This window comes from Flavobacteriales bacterium (assembly GCA_029248105.1).
GTDB lineage: Bacteria > Bacteroidota > Bacteroidia > Flavobacteriales > UBA7312 > UBA8444.
Genome location: JAQWJZ010000024.1, coordinates 23,241 through 41,605, shown reverse-complemented (window position 1 = coordinate 41,605; position 18,365 = coordinate 23,241). Strand labels below are relative to the sequence as shown.

The 18,365-nt window shown below is 34.3% G+C and carries 18 protein-coding genes; 8 read left to right on the top strand and 10 right to left on the bottom strand.

The annotated features are described in order from the left end of the window. From P8I29_04450 to P8I29_04440, 3 genes are all read left to right on the top strand, one after another. Positions 1–639, top strand: a 639-nt coding sequence (locus P8I29_04450) for a gliding motility-associated C-terminal domain-containing protein (protein MDG1917050.1), incomplete at its 5' end; no start/stop codon positions are given. Between the two features lie 59 nt (positions 640–698). After that, positions 699–3,122 carry a primosomal protein N' gene (gene priA, locus P8I29_04445; GenBank protein ID MDG1917049.1) on the top strand — a complete coding sequence of 808 codons (2,424 nt, stop codon included), beginning with the start codon at positions 699–701 and terminating at the stop codon, positions 3,120–3,122. Positions 3,123–3,171: 49 nt separating this feature from the next. Next, positions 3,172–3,444, top strand: coding sequence for a DUF1456 family protein (locus P8I29_04440; GenBank protein MDG1917048.1), 273 nt, complete (start codon positions 3,172–3,174; stop codon positions 3,442–3,444). Here the strand turns inward: P8I29_04440 and P8I29_04435 are convergent. From P8I29_04435 to P8I29_04410, 6 genes are all read right to left on the bottom strand, one after another. Then, a complete protein-coding gene (locus P8I29_04435) occupies positions 3,441–4,751 on the bottom strand; it encodes a DEAD/DEAH box helicase (GenBank protein MDG1917047.1) in 1,311 nt (436 codons plus the stop codon). The genes P8I29_04440 and P8I29_04435 overlap by 4 nt on opposite strands. A gap of 7 nt (positions 4,752–4,758) precedes the next feature. Beyond that, the gene (locus P8I29_04430) at positions 4,759–5,427 is read right to left on the bottom strand and encodes an RluA family pseudouridine synthase (GenBank protein ID MDG1917046.1); all 669 of its coding nucleotides are present in this window, start codon (positions 5,425–5,427) and stop codon (positions 4,759–4,761) included. Then, positions 5,428–6,246, bottom strand: a complete 819-nt coding sequence (gene panB, locus P8I29_04425; GenBank protein ID MDG1917045.1) for a 3-methyl-2-oxobutanoate hydroxymethyltransferase — start codon at positions 6,244–6,246, stop codon at positions 5,428–5,430. Between the two features lie 2 nt (positions 6,247–6,248). Continuing rightward, entirely contained in the window at positions 6,249–7,601 is a 1,353-nt protein-coding gene (locus P8I29_04420; protein MDG1917044.1) for a hypothetical protein, read from the bottom strand. Positions 7,602–7,647: 46 nt separating this feature from the next. Then, the gene (locus P8I29_04415) at positions 7,648–7,851 is read right to left on the bottom strand and encodes a hypothetical protein (GenBank protein MDG1917043.1); all 204 of its coding nucleotides are present in this window, start codon (positions 7,849–7,851) and stop codon (positions 7,648–7,650) included. Between the two features lie 231 nt (positions 7,852–8,082). After that, positions 8,083–8,487: a hypothetical protein gene (locus P8I29_04410; GenBank protein ID MDG1917042.1), complete on the bottom strand. Its 405-nt coding sequence runs from the start codon at positions 8,485–8,487 to the stop codon at positions 8,083–8,085. A gap of 64 nt (positions 8,488–8,551) precedes the next feature. Here P8I29_04410 and P8I29_04405 point away from each other — a divergent pair, with 64 nt between their 5' ends. Continuing rightward, positions 8,552–9,607, top strand: a complete 1,056-nt coding sequence (locus tag P8I29_04405) for a hypothetical protein (GenBank protein MDG1917041.1) — start codon at positions 8,552–8,554, stop codon at positions 9,605–9,607. A gap of 118 nt (positions 9,608–9,725) precedes the next feature. Continuing rightward, on the top strand, positions 9,726–11,630 hold the full coding sequence (gene dnaK, locus P8I29_04400; protein MDG1917040.1) for a molecular chaperone DnaK: 1,905 nt from the start codon (positions 9,726–9,728) through the stop codon (positions 11,628–11,630). Positions 11,631–11,707: 77 nt separating this feature from the next. On the opposite strand, the gene smpB is transcribed toward dnaK, so the two are convergent. From smpB to P8I29_04385, 3 genes are read right to left on the bottom strand one after another with little or no spacing between them, the layout of a single operon-like run. After that, positions 11,708–12,154 (bottom strand): SsrA-binding protein SmpB, encoded by a 447-nt coding sequence (gene smpB, locus P8I29_04395; protein ID MDG1917039.1) that lies wholly within the window; start codon positions 12,152–12,154, stop codon positions 11,708–11,710. 18 nt (positions 12,155–12,172) lie between these two features. Next, positions 12,173–13,012 carry a ZIP family metal transporter gene (locus P8I29_04390; protein ID MDG1917038.1) on the bottom strand — a complete coding sequence of 280 codons (840 nt, stop codon included), beginning with the start codon at positions 13,010–13,012 and terminating at the stop codon, positions 12,173–12,175. Beyond that, positions 13,009–13,665: a metal-dependent transcriptional regulator gene (locus tag P8I29_04385; protein ID MDG1917037.1), complete on the bottom strand. Its 657-nt coding sequence runs from the start codon at positions 13,663–13,665 to the stop codon at positions 13,009–13,011. The genes P8I29_04390 and P8I29_04385 overlap by 4 nt, the downstream gene beginning before the upstream one ends. A 56-nt stretch (positions 13,666–13,721) precedes the next feature. Between P8I29_04385 and P8I29_04380 the strand changes: the two genes are divergently transcribed. The 3 genes from P8I29_04380 to hemN are packed head-to-tail and all read left to right on the top strand — an operon-like array spanning position 13,722 to position 17,857. Further along, positions 13,722–15,977: a TonB-dependent receptor gene (locus tag P8I29_04380; protein ID MDG1917036.1), complete on the top strand. Its 2,256-nt coding sequence runs from the start codon at positions 13,722–13,724 to the stop codon at positions 15,975–15,977. Between the two features lie 19 nt (positions 15,978–15,996). Next, on the top strand, positions 15,997–16,446 hold the full coding sequence (locus tag P8I29_04375) for a GNAT family N-acetyltransferase (GenBank protein MDG1917035.1): 450 nt from the start codon (positions 15,997–15,999) through the stop codon (positions 16,444–16,446). Between the two features lie 52 nt (positions 16,447–16,498). After that, positions 16,499–17,857: an oxygen-independent coproporphyrinogen III oxidase gene (gene hemN / locus P8I29_04370; GenBank protein ID MDG1917034.1), complete on the top strand. Its 1,359-nt coding sequence runs from the start codon at positions 16,499–16,501 to the stop codon at positions 17,855–17,857. On the opposite strand, the gene P8I29_04365 is transcribed toward hemN, so the two are convergent. Then, positions 17,854–18,360 (bottom strand): phosphoribosyltransferase family protein, encoded by a 507-nt coding sequence (locus P8I29_04365; GenBank protein MDG1917033.1) that lies wholly within the window; start codon positions 18,358–18,360, stop codon positions 17,854–17,856. The two genes, hemN and P8I29_04365, sit on opposite strands and share 4 nt — an antisense overlap. Positions 18,361–18,365 lie beyond the last annotated feature (5 nt).

The following is an 18,365-nucleotide window of genomic DNA, read 5'->3' as shown; positions in this document are numbered from 1 at the left end:
CAAGTATTTGATGGTTTAACAACTTCAAAATTTCAAGTTTACGTAACAGATACAGCTCTTTACAGTGTTAAACTTTTTGACAAATTTAATTGTGAGTCACAAACCAATAATGGTACTGCTTACATTAGATATAAAGACCCTATTTTCCCCCAATTTATCACGTCATTTGATTCCGTATTGTGTCCAGTAGATCCACCTATACTGTTGGAGACAATACCAGATGGTGGTGTCTTTAGTGGGAAAGGTGTTGGTTTCAATGGTTATTTTCATCCTGTAAATGCATTTGAAGGTGAGAGTTACCTATACTATAGCTTCCTCTTAAATTGTAATGAAACCGACTCTATTCTTATTGATGTAAGTTGTGATGTAAAAATTTACGTCCCTAATTCATTCACTCCGAATAATGACTTCATTAATGATTTCCTTGAAGTTAGAGGAGTCAATATTATAGATTTTGAATTTTCGATCTATTCTAGATGGAGTGAGCAGATTTTTTACACAAAAGATATCAATCACTATTGGGACGGTACCTTTAAAGGAAGGCTTGTCCCAACCGGAACCTATACATACACCATTTCTGCTTATGGAAAAGATGCCAAGATGCTTAGGCTAAATGGACATGTCAATGTAATTCATTAATAGCTCTCATATTATTGTTTTTCTTGTGGATTATTCTAATCAATTTCACATCTTTGTGGATAGTGATTTATGTAGACGTCATATTACCCTTACCTCTTCAAAATACTTTTACGTATGAAGTGCCATCAGAATTTGAAGGTGTTCATGAGGGAATGCGAGTAGTAGTTCAATTTGGTCAGAAGAAATTTTATACTGCAATAATCTATAAGCTTCATGATAATGAACCTAAGAAATACAGGGCTAAGCCAATACTAAATGTTTTAGATAATCAACCCATTATTTCACCTCAACAGTTCGAACTATGGAAATGGTTAGCAAATTATTATTGCTGTAGTTTAGGAGATGTTATGCATTCCGCATTGCCTTCAGTATTGAAACTTTCTAGCGAAACAAAGTTAAAGGTAGAAAATGATGAAATTGACAAAAAAAGTTTAAATGACAAAGAATTTTTAGTTGTTGAAGCCCTAGAAGTTCAAAATGAATTAACACTCAATGAAGTTTCTAAAATATTGAATCAAAAAACCATCTTTCCCACTATCAAGTCATTACTTGAGAGGAAGATAATTTCGTTATTAGAAGAGCTTAATGAGCAGTATAAACCTAAATTAATCCGTGTTGTTTCATCTGGAAACCAAAATGTTGATGTCTCAATTTTTAAAAACGCAAATAAACAAAAGCAAGTCTATCATTCTTTTTTGGATTTAATAAAAGAAGATAATTCGACTTCTATTGCCGTGAGTAAGTTGTTGAAGTATTCGTCAGCTTCCCATCAGACTCTTAACGAATTAGTAAAAAAAGGAATTTTTTCTATTGAAGAAAAAGCCATTTCTAGAATTGAATCTTATGAAAATGAAGATTTAATTTCTTTTGATTTAAGTGACGACCAACAGAATGCTTTGAATCAAATAAAAGACTCTTTTGAAACAAAAGATGTTGTTTTGCTTCATGGTGTTACATCTAGTGGAAAAACAGAGGTGTTTATTAAGCTTATTCAAGAAGCTATTGAACGTGGCGAGCAGGTCCTTTATCTTCTGCCTGAGATAGCTCTAACGACTCAAATCATAAATCGATTACGTAAACATTTTGGTGATAAGGTAGGTGTTTATCATTCTAAGTTTAACAACAATGAAAGAGGTGAAATATGGACTGAGGTTTTAAACGGTCATCGATTTCCTATTATTTTAGGAACTCGTTCATCAATCTTTTTACCTTTTCGAAACTTAGGGTTGATAGTTGTTGATGAAGAACATGAGAATACCTTTAAACAAAGGCAGCCATCACCTCGATATAATGCTAGAGATACGGCTATTAAGTATGCAAACATTTTATCTGCTAAGGTTTTATTAGCATCTGCCACGCCATCATTAGAAAGTTATTATAATGCTAATTCAGACAAATATGGTTTGGTGACCTTGTCTAAAAGGTATGGCGGTGTTAAAATGCCTGAGATTGATATTGAGGATATTAAATATGTCACTCATAGAAAACAAATGAAAGGGGCTTTTTCTCCGCAATTATTAGAGGAAATAGGAAAATCTTTAGAAAATAAAGAGCAAGTTATTCTATTTCAGAATAGGAGGGGGTTTGCACCTGTAAGTGTTTGTAAATCGTGTGGATGGACAGCAAACTGTAAAAGTTGTGATGTTAGTCTTACTTTTCATAAACAACAGCAGTTGTTAAAATGTCATTACTGTGGCTATTCTGAACACCCTGTTAATCGGTGTAAATCATGTGGTAGTTTAGATGTTTTAATAAAAGGTTACGGAACAGAAAAATTAGAGGAGGATTTACAACCCTATTTTCCAAAGGCGACAATAAAACGTTTAGACCTAGATACCACACGAAAGAAAAATGCATATCAATCCATAATCAATGATTTTGAGAATAGAAATATTGATATTTTAATAGGTACTCAAATGCTAACTAAAGGACTAGACTTTGATCACGTTTCCTTAGTAGGAATAATTAATGCCGATGCACTTTTAAACTTCCCTGATTTTCGTTCTTACGAACGCTCTTATCAACTTATGGCTCAAGTTGCGGGTCGAGCCGGAAGAAAGCATAAGCAAGGAAAGGTACTTATTCAAACCTATTCGGCTAATCATGAAATTATAGAGTCTGTTAAAAATAACGATTACCTTCAGATGTATCAATCTGAACTATCAGAACGCAAGGCATTTAATTATCCCCCCTTTTGTAAGCTTATTTCCATTATTGTATCTCACAAAGATTATAATATAACAAATCAAGCGGCTAGAGATTTAGCTATTGTTTTGCGGCAGTCATTCAATAATGTATTAGGTCCAGAATATCCTGCTGTTTCTAGGGTGAAAAACCGTTATCTTAAAAACATTTTAGTTAAAGTGGGTGGTGATTTGTCACTTCATCAGTCTAAAAAGCATATAATGAGTGTAGTTGATAAGGTTGGTAAATTACAACAATACCGTTCTGTTCGTTTTACTCTTGATGTAGATCCTATTTAATTTACTTAAATCGTATTTATAGTCTAAATTGCAACTTCAAATTATTACTATGGCCCTTACCAATAACGATATATTAAAAAAAATCAGAGTAGCTCTTAAACTTAGAGATGATGAAATTGTTCAAATTTTAGCTTTAGCGGACTATACAATCTCTAAAAGTGAATTAGGTGCTTTTTTTAGAAAAGACGATCATCCTAAGTACATGAAGTTACAAGATCAAATATTACGTAACTTTTTAAATGGTTTAATTATTCATAAAAGAGGTCCCGCTAAAGAAAAAGATAAGCCTTCTTTGAAGTCTAGGATTGAAAAGCGACCTTAGATAAGATAAATCCTTACTTTTTTGGTCTTTAGCCTACTGTTGTCAATCAGTTTAATGACCTGATTAACTTTTGATGAATGAACCGAAACAAAGGCGCAATCTTGTTTGAGTTCAATCACACCCAATTGTTTGCCATTCAATTTTCCTTCTTTGAAGAATAAGCCGGCTATATCTTTTTTTGAAATTTTATCTTTTCTGCCACCAGAAATAAAAACAGTTTTCCATTCAGACTCTAAAGGAATTGGAGAGGGTTTTATATGTTCAATGCCTGAACTTTTAATAAATGCAGGTAATTTTTCTTGTTCCCATTTAAGGACGTAAGCAGTACCTTGTTTATTCATCCTACCAGTTCTACCATTACGGTGAGTAAATTCATCTTCCTTAGGGGGTAGTTGATAGTGTATAATGAATTTCAATTCTGGAATGTCAATACCTCTTGCTGCTAAGTCTGTTGCTATAATTAGCTGATGAGTGCCATTACGGAACTTTATGAGAGATCGTTCCCTTTCTTTTTGTTCCATGCCACCGTAAAAACAACCATGACTGATATGGTTTTCGTTTAGGAAATCACTAACCCTACTAATGCTTTCCTTGAAATTACAGAAAATAATACCCGGTTGATTGCCAATGTGACTTAAAGCATCTACAAGTGTTTTTAGTTTGTCTTTTGACTCTGACTCTATTGTTTTAATATCAATTTGAGGTTTTTCATCTGATAAGTAGTTGATGGTCTCAGGTTTAGTTAGTCCAACAAAAGATGGGACTTCTACTTTCTGTGTTGCAGAAGTAAGTATTTTTTTATTTAGTGAAGTTAAGGAGTCTATGATTTCACTCATTTCATTTTCAAAACCTACTTCTAAAGATTTATCAAACTCATCTAAAACTAGAGTTTTAATATTTTCAACAGAAAATGTTTCTCTACGAAGGTGATCGGCAATTCTTCCGGGGGTGCCTATAAGTATAGCAGGGGGGTGTTTTAAATCTATCTTATCTTTAGAGAATGAACGACCCCCATAGACAGCATTTGTTTTGAAGCCGATTCCCATGTCTCTTATTACTTGTTCAATTTGAATAGCTAATTCCCTTGAAGGTGTAATAATAAGTGTTTGTATTTCTTGGCATTCTGGGTTTAGCTCTGAGATTATAGGTAGTGAGAAAGCCAGTGTCTTACCCGTCCCTGTAGGCGATAATAATATCACTTCCGAATTTGAATGTATTGCAAACTGAGCATCTATTTGCATAGGAGTCAATTCTTTAATATTCAATTTTTCGAGTATATTTTTCTGATTTTTGATTTTAGAATACATCTTTGTTTTATTTACAAGCGTTCCACAAAACATCCTTAGGTGTTGGTGCTGTAATACTAATAGGCTCTTTTTTTACAGGGTGAACGAAGTCTATTTTTCTAGCATGTAGATGTATGCTTTTGTCCTTATTCGTTCTGTCAAACCCATATTTAACATCGCCCTTAATAGGGCATCCTATTTTTGAAAGCTGAACTCTAATTTGGTGGTGCCTTCCTGTCTTAGGAATGACTTCTATAAGATGATACTTATCTAATGATTTAATGAGTTGATAGCTCAATTCTGAACGTAAAGCATGATTACCTTCTCTACTAAAGGCCTTCGATTTATTTTTAGCTTGGTTTTTTAAAAGAAAATGAATTAAAGTATCACTAGGGTTTTGTGGTTTGTTTTTCACTACTGCCCAATATGTTTTTTGAACTTTCTTTTCTCTAAACATTTCATTCAACCTACTTAGCGCTTTACTTGTTCTTGCAAATAAAACAACACCACTAACAGGTCTGTCTAGTCTATGAACAACACCTAAATAAACTTCACCAGGTTTATTGTATTTTTTTTTGATGTAGTCTTTAACAAATTCGGGTAAGGGTTTATCGCCAGTCTTATCGCCTTGAATAATATCCGAAGCTTTTTTATTGACTGCAATAATGTGATTATCCTCATAAAGGACTTCAATCATCTAATATTGTTCTTTATCGTTAGGAAAATCTACTGTTTTAACATCTGATACGTATTGACTCACAGCCCCTTTTATATCTTCAAACAAATTGAGATATCTTCTAAGGAAACGAGGGCTAAATTCGTGTGTCATACCAATCATATCGTGTAGCACCAATACTTGTCCATCGACTCCGCTTCCTGCACCGATTCCAATAACAGGAATACTTAATTTTTCAGCAACTTGTGTTGCTAACTTGGCAGGTATTTTTTCTAAAACAAGCGCAAAACATCCTGCTTTTTCTAATAGTAGGGCATCTTCAATTAGTTTTTTTGATTCAGCTTCTTCTTTAGCTCTGACGGTATATGTGCCAAATTTATAAATCGATTGTGGCGTTAGTCCAAGATGGCCCATCACTGGAATTCCAGCAGTTAGAATACGTTCTATGGATTCTAATATTTCGCTTCCACCTTCCATTTTTACAGAATGAGCTCCAGACTCTTTCATAATACGAATAGCTGAATTAAGAGCCTCTTTGGAATTACCTTGATATGTCCCAAATGGCATATCCGCAACGATTAACGCTCTATCAACGGCTCTTACGACAGAAGCGGTATGATAAATCATCTGGTCAAGAGTAATTGGCAATGTCGTTTCGTGACCTGCCATTACGTTAGAGGCTGAGTCACCAACTAAGATAACATCAATACCACCTGAATCAACAATCTTTGCTAAGGTGTAATCGTATGCTGTAAGCATAGATATTTTTTCTTTGTTTTGCTTCATTTCTAGAAGCGAGTGGGTGGTTATTTTTTTATAAACCTTCTTATGAATGGACATTGTTAAAATTTTACAATGAAGGCATCTTTGAAACCTTTCTTGCTCATTTCCAACAAATAACCTCTAGCTGAACTAAAATTATCAAATTTACCAGCTATGTAAATGATTTGTTGTGCTTGAGTATGAATGGTGGTTAAGTTCTCAATACCTTCAACATCAATCAATTCGTCAAATATACCCAATTGTACTCTATAAACCACACTTTTTGAATTTTCTGATGCCTCTTCTTCAGAATAAAGACTTAAAATTTCGTTATGTAACTGTTTGTTTTTTTGTTTTTCAAGTTGAAAAGATTCAGCAAACTGGCTAGCTATCAATTTCTGTTCATTGTTTTGTTCACTTACAATATTATATTGATTCTCTAAAAATTTATTCCTTTTTTCAATCACTTCGTATTTTGAACTTAACTCCTCTAGTTTGTCGAATTTATTTTTTAGAGATTCATTTGTTAGTTGCGCAGTATTTAAAGATTTGTTTAAGTTTTTATTTTGAGTAGAATATTTAGCCAAAGAATTCAGAATGCTCTTTTCATTATTTTCTAACTTTTCGCGTTTAGAATTCAAAGCGTTTAATTGAGTTGTCAATTTTGAGTTTTTACTTTTCAAATCAGACAGTTCTCTTTGAAGTTCCAATAATGAAGAAGATTTTTTCTTCATACTAACAATCTCATCCGTTTTTTTCTTGAGTTGTGCGTTAGACTTATCTAGTAGAGCTTGAGTTATTCCGTATTCTTTTTTTATTCTCTGATAATCGGTGTTTTCAAGCTTTAAGGTTTTGATTTCTTGGCTCAATTTAGCATTCACACTTTCCATTTCTATATAGCCATTTTTGAAATCTTCATTTTCAGATTTCATTCTTTTAAAATTGTCTTGTTTGTCCTTATATGCTAGAATTTTTCCGTCTTGAGATATATTTTGTTTTTCAAGCTCACTAATTTTATTTTTAGCAGTAGCTAATGCTTTTTTAGTGGTATTCAAATCGCTATTTAATTTTGCCTTTTCTTCATTTAATTTTTTCACTTTGGTTAATGAGGAAGTTTCTTTTGAGGCTGAGTTTTTTAAATTAGTTTTTAATGTATTAAGCTCTTGATTAAGTTTTTTATCAGAATTTTTTAATGCGCTTAATTCACTATTTAATTGACTATTTTTCTCTTTAAGGTTTTCTAACTCTTTCTTTTTGGCATCTAATTGAGTTTGAATACTCGCTAGAGATTTAGTTGCACTAATCACTTCGTTTTTGGAAGAAATAACAAGAGAATTGTTTTTCTTAATATCAGATTTAAGGTCTTTATTTTCTTCATTGACTTTGCTTAAAAGCCCTATTTTTTGGTTTAGGGCTGTATTTGCTTTCTTCAAATCAGAATAATCATTGAGTTTATTCTTTAATCTTTCATTTTCTTTCTCAAGAGTTGCTATTTTTTTTTAATTTTTCGCTTAATGCTTTATTTTCCGCCTGTAATTGATTCAATGATTTAGCCTTTTTAGAATCTAAGTTCGTGTTTATTTTCTCTTTTTCTAATTGAACTTTTTTTGCTAGAGCATGATTCTGTATATCAATTTTTGATTTAAGACTTATTATCTGAGTACTATTGGCGTTATTTACCATATCATACACATTTAAATAATCTATTCTTGCTTGAGAATTTGGTCCAATAATAAACCCAAAACCTCCATTTGATAGTTCGGGAACTTTTACCGTTGTTTGGTGTTTTGAATTGATGAATAAATCATAAACACCTTTATTCGATATAATATCTATGTTGTTGTATTCTCCATTCTTTTTGATATTACTACTTTTTGTCCACCCCTTATTACTTTCTGAGCCACTTAAAAATTTTTATTTAGTACTGATTTTTCTAATTCTGTATTCTTGATTTCCATTAATCTCAATGGCTACCATTTCTTTACTGTCTAATGGTGAATTGATAACAATGCCAGAGTAAGAATTCCTTTTAGTAGATGGACCTGCTTTTATGGCAGTTTTTAATCGATATGCTGTCGTTTCAATTGAATTTTTTGAAAACACCGCTTGGGCTAATGAAGGGTTAGTTCTGTTTATAAATAAGTCTCCATCATCAATTACCATATAATTATCCTTATCGGAATTGATGTGAAATGGAGCATTTTTAGAATTGAAATCATCTTTAAAAATTTCTTTGTCAAAGGATTTTAGCTGTGATGTTTGAGTATATGAGTTTAGGCATAAAGATAGCCCTAACAATAGGTTTATAATTTTTTTCATAGTTTAAGAATTTGTCACAAATGTACTAAGTGTTAATCAGAATTAAAAGTTTAAATTTGCCATTATGAAAAAAAGTTACTATTTGTGTGTTTTTGCATTGAGTATTTTGTTTGCTTGTGAGACCGATTTTGATGTAAATGCACCTTGGAAAGAAACAGCAGTTATATATGGTCTACTAGATCAAACGGCTGACACTCAGCGTGTAGTAATTTACAAAGCATTTTTGGGAGAAGAAAGTGCTTACACTATGGCACAAGAGGCTGACTCTTTTTATTATGCTGAGAACCAATTAGAGGTTTTACTTTATGGTTTGGATGCTAATGGTGACACTTTACAAGAAATAGAGTTAGATTATCATCTCACAAACAATAGATTTAATACTGGCTTCGATACCATATTTTCAACAGAATATTCAGTAGAATATATAACTGCAGAGACTCTTGATCAATCTTTGACCTATCATCTCTATGTACACAATATAAATTCTGGCTATGTTGCTCGTTCTTCAACAAATTTAATTGAACATCTTGATATTAATCCAGGTTTTACAGATGAGATTAAGTTTTTTAAAAACAATGAGTACAGAACACACAGATTAAAGTGGACTTCTTCAAGATTTGGTAAGATATACAAGCCATTCATGCGTTTTTATTATTATGAAAAGAATGTCTTAAGTGGTGATGTTGTCAGAAAATTCGTTGAGTTAAGTTTTCCACAAATGTATTCGCAATCAACTAGTGGTAATCAAAGTATGGAATTGGCTATTACTGGAGATAACTTCTATTATTTTGTGAAAAATAGTATAGAAGAAAATATGAATGTTCTAAGAATAAATGCTAAAAACCTTGAAGACGGCTTTGCCGAATACGATTATTGGCAAGGTGGTATTGATTTCCGATTCTTAGTGGGAGGTGAAGCTGTTGCCCAATACATCGAGATTAATAATTTACCGTCAGTAATTTTTCAAGATCCACCAACTTACACTAATATAGAAAACGGTCGTGGTGTGTTTTCTTCTAGATTACAAGCCGAGTCTATTGGCAAATTCCTGGATATACCTACTCTAACTGAATTAGCTAACGGTGAGGTTACTGATGAGCTTAATTTTATAGAGCCATAGTACCTGTCATTTTGTCCATTTTTTTCTTAATTTCTGTCATTTTTTATAGAGTTTTCTCTTGGCACGTGCTTTGCATTGATGTAAAGCAAACAATGCTATAAATTAAATTATATATACCATGAGCAAAATTATTGGAATAGATTTAGGAACTACGAACTCTTGTGTTTCTGTAATGGAAGGAAACGAGCCTGTAGTTATCCCTAATAGTGAAGGTAAAAGAACAACACCCTCAATAGTAGCCTTTGTAGAAGGTGGCGAGCGTAAAATAGGTGATCCTGCTAAAAGACAAGCGATTACAAACCCAGAAAAAACCATAGCATCTATCAAACGATTTATGGGAGAATCTTTTTCTAAGGTACAAAAAGAGACAGGTCGTGTTCCTTATAAAGTAGTTAAAGGTGATAACGATACGCCTAGAGTACAAATTGACGATAGAATGTATACGCCACAAGAAATCTCGGCTATGATCCTTCAAAAAATGAAGAAAACGGCTGAAGACTATTTAGGCCACGAAGTTAAAGAAGCAGTAGTTACTGTTCCTGCTTATTTCAACGACGCACAACGACAAGCGACTAAAGAAGCTGGTGAAGTAGCTGGTTTGAAAGTGAGTAGAATTATTAATGAGCCCACAGCAGCGGCATTAGCATATGGGCTAGATAAAGCCGACCAAGACAAGACTATTGCAGTTTTTGATTTAGGTGGTGGTACTTTTGATATTTCAGTCTTAGAATTAGGTGATGGTGTATTCGAAGTAAAATCTACTAACGGTGATACTCACTTAGGAGGAGATGACTTCGATCAAGTTTTAATCGACTGGATGGCTGAAGAATTTAAGTCCGAAGAGAATATAGACCTACGTCAAGATCCTATGGCTTTACAGCGATTGAAAGAAGCGGCTGAAAAAGCTAAAGTAGAATTGTCTTCCAGTGCTCAAACAGAAATTAACTTGCCATACATTACGGCTACAGCTTCTGGACCTAAGCACTTAGTAAGAACTTTAACTAAAGCAAACTTTGAGAAACTAGCTGATAAACTTATCCAAGCTACTATTACTCCTTGCAAGCAAGCAATAAAAGATGCTGGGATTTCAGTAAGTGATATTGATGAAGTTATCTTAGTTGGTGGTTCTACTCGTATTCCAGCTATTCAAGAGGTCGTAAAGGAATTTTTTGGTAAAGAACCTTCTAAAGGAGTAAACCCTGATGAAGTAGTAGCAATTGGTGCTGCCATTCAAGGTGGTGTACTTACTGGAGATGTAAAAGACGTTCTTTTATTAGATGTTACGCCCTTATCTTTGGGTATTGAAACAATGGGTGGAGTAATGACTAAACTCATAGAGTCTAATACTACTATTCCTACTAAGAAGTCAGAAGTATTTTCTACTGCTGCCGATAATCAACCAGCTGTTGATATTCATGTTTTACAGGGTGAAAGACCAATGTCTGCAGATAATAAGACTATTGGTAGATTCCAATTGTCTGATATTCCGCCAGCTCAGAGAGGAGTACCTCAAATTGAAGTAACTTTTGATATTGATGCTAACGGAATACTTAATGTCTCTGCAAAAGATAAAGCTACCGGTAAGGAGCAAAACATTAAAATTGAGGCATCTTCAGGGCTTTCTGACGAGGAAATCGAAAGAATGAAAAAAGAAGCTGAAGCTAATGCTGATGCTGACAAGAATGCTAAAGAGCAAGTGGAAAAAATCAATGGTGCTGATGCTATGATTTTCCAAACAGAAAAGCAGCTCAAAGAATATGGTGAGAAATTATCAGACAATAAGAAAAAGCCTATTGAAGAAGCTCTTGAAGGTTTGAAAAAAGCTCACGAAAGTAAAGACCTTGCTGCTATCGATGCAGCTATGGAAACTATCAATGCGGCTTGGACTGCTGCTTCTGAAGAAATGTATAAAGACACACAAGGACAGCCAGGTGCAGAAGGCGCTGCTCAGCCCAATGCTGATGGTGACGGAGCTGATGATGTTACTGATGTGGACTTTGAAGAAGTAAAGGAAGATAAGTAGCATAACTTTCTTCTTTTAGTTAGTAGAAAAGCTCTGCCGAAAGGTGGGGCTTTTCTTATTTTATATAAGAAAGCCAATTATTTGCTTGCTCTGTCAATATCTCTTTGGATATCCCTATCCTTGATGGTATTTCTTTTGTCGTGAAGTTTCTTACCCTTAGCTACAGCAATTTCTAATTTAGCCCAGCCTTTTTCGTTAATGAATAAGCGAAGTGGTACAATAGTTAGCCCTACATCTTTTAATTTTTTGCGAATCTTATCCAATTCCTGTCTATTGAGCAATAGTTTTCGGTCACGCTTAGGTTGATGATTGGCGTAATTGCCAAATTCATATTCATCAATATGCATACCTACGATAAATAACTCATCTTCTTTGAACGAACAAAAGGAATCACTAAGGTTAGCTTTACTGTTGCGAATAGATTTTATCTCTGTTCCGCTCAACTGTAAACCTGCTACATACTTATCGAGTAAAGTGTACTCAAATCGTGCTCGTTTATTTTGAATATTTACCGTCTTCATCAGCTTACGAAGTTAAGGATTTTATCCTAGCGCAACATCAAGTATCATCATAACAATAAATCCTGCAATAAGCCCCATAGTAGCTAAGTCTGTATTGCCACCACTTTGACTTTCAGGAATGACTTCTTCCACTACTATAAATATCATAGCACCTGCTGCAAAAGCCAAGGCATATGGTAATATAGGTAGAGTATACATTACAGCAGCAGCACCTATAACTGCAAAAACAGGCTCTACAATGGCTGAAAGTTGTCCCCATTTCCAGCTCTTAAGTTTACTGACTCCTTGTCTTCTTAGCGGCATAGAAACGGCAAATCCTTCAGGGAAATTTTGTATTCCTATACCAATAGCTAAGGCAATAGCTGCGCCTATCTCAAAGCCAGGAATGCCGTGTGCAATAGCGCCAAATGCAACACCAACAGCTAAACCTTCAGGAATATTATGCAGTGCAATGGCTAATACTAAAAGAATAGTTTTTTTCCATTTGGTGGGATAACCTTCAGCTTCTTCTACTTTTTTAAATAGATGTAGATGAGGAATGATTTTGTCTAACCAATACAAAAACAATGCACCCATAAAAAAGCCTACTGCAGGAGGAAACCAAGATGGTAGTGAAGATGTTCCCATTTCGTTTTGCATTTCTACATAACTAATAGCTGGTGACAATAGTGACCAAAAACTTGCCGCTATCATTACACCACCAGTAAAACCTAGTGAAGCATCCAATAATTTTCTGTTGGTTTTGTTAAAAAAGACAACCAATGCTGCGCCTGAAGCGGTTAGTCCCCAAGTGAATAATCCAGCTAATAGGGCTTGTAAAATTGGGTTTTGTTGGGCAAACCAAGTATATAATTCTGTCATTTTTGTTTGATTAATAAGTTTTTAGCCACATCCTTGCTGATGTGTGCTGATTTATTGTTAATAGTAATTTCTAATGAACCGTCAAATACTATTTTTTGAACAACGCTAATGGATGTTCCTAGTTTGATGCCTAGCGAATCAAGATATTGTAAAAAAGAGGGATTGTCCTGTGATACACCAACCACTTGTCCACTTGCTCCACTTTCTAGTTCATTTAACCGCATAGAAAATGATTTTGGAAACAAACCCGCTTTGTTAGGAATAGGCTCGCCATGAGGGTCGTGTTGAGGATAGTCTAAGTACTCATCTAAAGCATCTACCAGTTTTTGAGATTTAATGTGTTCCAACTGTTCAGCAACATCGTGTACTTCGTCCCATTGAAACTGTAGTTTTGTTACTAAGAAAACTTCCCAAAGTCGGTGTTTTCTAACTATGGAAACCGCTTTTTCTAATCCTAATTTACTTAATCCAACACCACGATAGGGAACATAATTAACCAATTTCTTCTCAGTCAATTTTTTAATCATATCGGTAACGGATGAGGCTTTGGTGTCCAACTCCTCAGCAATAGCGTTGGTCGATACCGAATCTTTTGTGTTATTAGAAAGTTTCAGTATCGCTTTTAAGTAGTTTTCTTCTGCTAGCGTAATCATAAATACAAATATATAATTTTATATGTCTAATTTAATTTTTAGATTTGCCTAAATTTATGAAGAAGACCTTATTTTTATTTAAACTAATTCTAAATAAAAGAATTTTACATACATTTGCGGCTCAATTTAAAGCTCGAAAAGTGAAAAAAATAGCCCTATTTATCTACATTTTCATTTTACAAATTCCATTGTTTTCCCAAACTCTTTCCGGAACAATACGTTCAAACTCGCCAATATCATTTGTATCGGTTAGTGTAAAAGGTCAGTCTATAGGAACAGCTTCTGATGCCAACGGATATTTTGAGATTAAAAACCTTAAAGTGGGCACTTATGAATTTGTTTTTTCTGCTATTGGTTTTAAAAAACTTAAGAAAGTTATAACCATTCAAAAGGGGCAGAATACTATTACGGTTAATTTGGAACCCTCTTCTTATGATTTAGAACAAGTGGTTGTAACTGGTACTTTGAAAGAGACTTTTCTCAGTGCTTCGCCTGTTAAGGTTGATGTGATTACTGAGAAATTTTTGAAGAAAATAGCAACTGCCAACGTGATGGAAGTCATTGAAAATGTTAATGGTGTTCAAAAACAAATTAATTGCGGTGTATGTGGCACGAATGACATACATATTAACGGAATGGAAGGACCATATACTTTAGTTCTCATAAATGGTATGCCCATAATGAGTTCACTTTCTACTGTCTATGGTCTTAATGGTATTCCAACTTCTTTAATTAAGCAAATTGAAATTATCAAAGGCCCATCATCTACACTATATGGAACAGAGGCTGTCGCTGGTGTTATCAATATTTTGACCAAAAATCCTGAAGATGTTTCTACTATTGAAATTGATGGATTTATGACCTCGCACCAAGAGAAAAACATTGATTTTGCTTATGCGCCTAAAATGAAAAAAGCAGATATGTTGTTAAGTGGAAATTTTTTTCAAATGAATAATTTTCTTGATGATAATGACGATAACTTTTCAGATATTCCCCTTTCCGAACGCCTTTCTTTATTCAATCAATGGAACTTCAAAAGAAAAAGCAATAAAGACTTTTCCATATCCGCCAAATATTATCTCGAAAATAGGAGTGGAGGTGTTAAGGAATGGGACGAAAGTTTGAGAGGTAATGATAGTATTTATGGAGAATCTATATTTACCGATAGGATTGAGTTGGCGGCTAGCTATCAATTACCTATAGAAGAAAACGTTCGTATAGACGCCTCTTACAACTACCATCATCAAGATAGCTATTATGGAAATACTAAATATGAAGCCTATCAGAATATTTATTTTGCTAATCTTTTGTGGAATAAGCGCATAGGACATAATCACGATGTGCTATCCGGATTGACATATCGTTATCAAACCTTTGCAGATAGCACGTTAGCTGATGTTTATGAGAAAAAATTTATACCAGCCGTATTCGTTCATGATGAAATAGCAATTAGTAAAAAGTGGAGTACATTATTGGGTATGAGAAGTGATTACCACGATAATCACGGCTTTATCTTTTCCCCTCGATTAAATTTGAAGTATAACCCCCAAACATATACCACCTTTCGTTTGAATGCGGGCACAGGATTCAGATTAGTCAATTTATTTACCGAAGACCACGCATTCCTTACAGGTAGTAGAGAGGTCTTAGTCGTAGAGGATTTACGACCAGAGGAATCGTATAATGTCAATTTGAACGCTAACCATATTTTTTCTTTAGCAAGAAGTACAGGAACAATAGATGTAGATGCTTTCTATACCTATTTTACTAATAAGATAACGCCAGACTATGATGTTGATCCTAATCAGATTATCTACGCTAATTTGGACGGTTTTTCGGTGTCTAGAGGTCTAGCCTTTCACATTCAGCAAAACTTTGACATTCCTTTAAGTCTTAAAGCTGGAGGAACGTTTTTAGAGGTGTATTCAGTTAATGAAAATAATATCAAGGAAAATGAATTATTTGCGCCTTCATTTACTGGCGTGTTCTCTTTGTCTTACAATTGGCAAAAGATTAATACTTCGGTGGATTGGAATGCAAAAGTAACCGGACCAATGTTCTTGCCCACTTTTCCTGCACCTTTTGAGAGAGCAGAAATATCGCCTTGGTTTTCACAGCATCACCTTCAAGTTAAAAAGATCTTTAGTGATGAATTATCCGTTTATATAGGTGTGAAAAATGTATTCAATTATACGCAAGATTCACCTCTAGTAGATTGGAAAAACCCATTTGGCGACAATTTCGACACCTCTTATGCTTACGGTCCATTACAGAGCAGACGCCTTTTATTTGGTCTTAGTATAAAGCTCTAAATTTTCTTAGTTTTACCCTATGGATATAGAGTGGAGATTCAAGTCGTTTGAGGAGCTGACAAAAACGGAGTTACACCAGATGATGATTTTACGTCAGCAAGTGTTTGTGGTGGAGCAAGATTGTCCCTATCTAGATGCAGATGAAAAAGACCAAGATTCTCATCATCTCTTGGGGTATGTTGAGGAGTCATTAGTGGCCTATTTACGTTTGGTTCAACCAGGAATAAGTTATCAGGAAATGTCTTTTGGTCGTATTGTCACTGCTCAGAACCAAAGGGGTACAGGCTTGGGAATTGCTTTGATGCAAGAAGGTGTTGAACAATCCATAAAACTATATGGCACATCTCGTAATCGTATTTCTGCTCAATCGCATTTACTGCCTTTTTATCAAAAATTCGGTTTTGAATCTACAGGTAAAGAATACTTAGAAGACGGCATTCCACATACAGAGATGATCAAGTTATTGTGATTTATATCATATTTTCTTAAAACTTTCTTTTGCAGTTTTACTTTCAGTTGTGATAACATCTTTAGTGAACAAATACAATGTTGCTGGACCTAGATACACTTCGCATCCGACTGTTCCGTATTGGGATGAATCAACCTTCAGTGTTGATGGCTATTTACGAATCTTAAAGACCACTTTTGAATCTAGCAAATCAGAAGGAGTCAGCTTATATATTCATTTGCCCTTTTGTGAGAGTCTGTGTACATTTTGCGCTTGTCACAAACACATTACTAAACGCCATCAAGTTGAAGAGGATTATATAGATGCCGTATTAAAAGAATGGACACTCTATGTAGATTTTTTAGAGGACAAACCTCATATTAAAGAAATACATTTGGGTGGCGGAACACCGACTTTTTTTTCTAGTGAAAATCTTAGCAAATTGTTTGATGGCATTTTTAAAATATCAGTTATAACCGCAAATCACGAATTGAGTTTTGAAGCCCATCCTAACCACACTTCTAAAGAACAATTACAAGCCTTATTTGACTTAGGTTTTAGAAGGTTGAGTTTTGGTATTCAAGATTATGGTGAAAAAGTGCAAAAAGCCATTAATCGTATACAATCGTTTGAGCAAGTAAAAGCTGTGACAGAATGGTCAAGAGAGATAGGTTACACCTCAGTTAGTCACGACCTCATTTTTGGATTGCCATTTCAAACACTAGAAAATATAAAAGATAATATTACTAAAACAGCAGACCTTTTGCCCGATAGAATATCTTTATATAGTTATGCTCACGTTCCTTGGGTTAAAGGCGTAGCTCAGAGAGGGTTTGATGAAAAAGACTTGCCCAAACCAAAGCAAAAAAGGGAGATGTATGAAGCTGCAAAATCGGCATTTTCAGACTTGGGATATGATGAGATTGGCATGGATCATTTTGCCCTAAAAACAGATAGTTTGTATAAGTCAGCCAAGAGTAAGTCATTACACAGAAATTTTATGGGATATACAACCAACAAAACCCCATTAATGATAGGTTTAGGAATGTCATCAATTAGTGATAGTTGGGGTGGTTTTTCTCAAAATATTAAAACCGTTAAATCCTACCAAGAATGTGTTCAGACTGGTCAGTTTCCATTATTTAGAGGTCATATCTTGAGTAAAGAAGATAAAGTTATTAGAAAGCACATTCTAAATCTGATGTGTCATTTCGAAACCTCTTGGCAAAGTGAAACCTTGCGTTTTGAAGGATTAGAAGTTACTTTGGAAAGACTACAAGAAATGGAAAAGGATGAATTAATTCAAATAAACGATAGTAGTCTGATTGTTTTAGAGAATGGAATACCTTTTGTGAGAAACGTATGTATGGCTTTTGATCAACATTTGATGAAAAATCAGCCGACAAAATCGGTTTTTTCAATGACCATTTAGTTGAGGTAAACAGCTTCTTTCTTTACTAATTCTACAGTAACGTGTTCTTGTAAAGTTGTCGCTAAACATAGTCCAACAACATCTGCTTTGATAGGGTATGTCTTGTAGTTTCGGTCAATAAGAATAGCCGTCATTAACTTTTTAATAGGTTGATTCAGAAAATATTGAGAACCATACATGAGTGTTTTTCCAGATTTTAAAACATCATCTACCAACACGACAACTTTATTATCTAAATCGCTATGTGCACTGACTTGTACAGGCGCTGATAATGGCTTTTTTTTATCGAGTTTAACTTCTATGACTTCTACTAATATTTTGGAAATTTTTGCTAGGTGCTTACCTAAGCGTTGAGAAAGCATTGCTCCTTGAGGGCTTATACCTGCAATGACAATTTCCTTTTCTAGATGGTTTTTTTCATAAATCTCCCAAGCCATACGACACAGTTTCTGCTCCATCTGTTGGGCATTTAGTACTAAAGTTGTTGATGAATTCATTTCCATAGGGC